Annotated in this window: 1 protein-coding gene; it reads right to left on the bottom strand. The window is 57.5% G+C overall.

Features of this window, described 5'->3' with window-relative positions; all coding sequences use genetic code 11:
* Positions 1-871: ABC transporter substrate-binding protein (locus tag EOA19_RS34940; protein WP_245486467.1), on the bottom strand; the 871-nt coding region annotated here is incomplete at its 3' end.
* Positions 872-916: the final 45 nt, after the last annotated feature.

Raw genomic sequence — 916 nt, 5'->3', positions numbered from 1 at the left:
AGGAAGCGCACCAGGGTTTCTTCAGCCAGACATTGTCCCAATAAGCGTCCTCGGCCTCACGCACGACATTGACGTCGATGCCGCATTGGGCTGCCGTTTCGCGAATGAGCGAAGCCGCGTCCACCGCGCCCGCAAAAGCGGCATCGGCGACCGAGAGATCCACTTTCAGGTTCTCCATTCCGGCCTTTTTCAGGTAGTGCTTGGCTTTTTCCGGATCGAAGCTGTGTCGCGGTTCTGGATCCTTGGCGAATTTGATGGCCGGCGCGATCGGGTTGTCGTTGGCCACAGTGGCGTGGCCAAGAAAGATCTTGTCGACGATTTCTTGGCGATTGATCGCCCATTTCAATGCCATTCGCACGTCTGGATTATCAAACGGCGCCATCGTGACATTCATCGGCAAGGTATAGTGCCCGTAGCCAGTGACTTCGACGATTTCCACCTTGGGATTGCGTTTCAACATGCCGAGGGTCTTCAGGTCGGCGCGGCCGATATAGTCCACCTCCCCCGTGGACAGCGCCGCCATGCGGGCGGCAAGATCCGTGATGGCGATGAACTCCACCTCGTCGAGGTAGGGCTTGCCATTCTTGAAGTAGTTTGGATTGCGCTTGAGTTTGGCCGAAACACCGGGCTGGAAATTCTCGAGGACGAAAGCACCGGTGCGAACGCCTGAAGCCCAATCCGCCTTGCCGTCCTTGGCCGGCATGATGACCAGATGGTAGTCACTCATGATGTAAGGGAAATCGGCGTTGCCGTCCTTGAGCGTGAAGACCACCGTTTCCGGGCCGTCCGCCTTGACGTCGACGACGGAGTCCAACAGCGATTTCGCCGCCGATTTGGTGTCCTTGCCCATGTGATATTGCAAGGAAGTCACGACGTCATCCGCCGTCACGGTCTTGCCGTTATGAAAGGTTGCGCC

The sequence above is a fragment of the Mesorhizobium sp. M7A.F.Ca.US.010.02.1.1 genome, assembly GCF_004023085.1.
Lineage (GTDB): Bacteria > Pseudomonadota > Alphaproteobacteria > Rhizobiales > Rhizobiaceae > Mesorhizobium.
The sequence above is the reverse complement of the archived record's forward strand: the minus strand, read 5'-3'. Positions and strand labels throughout refer to the sequence as shown.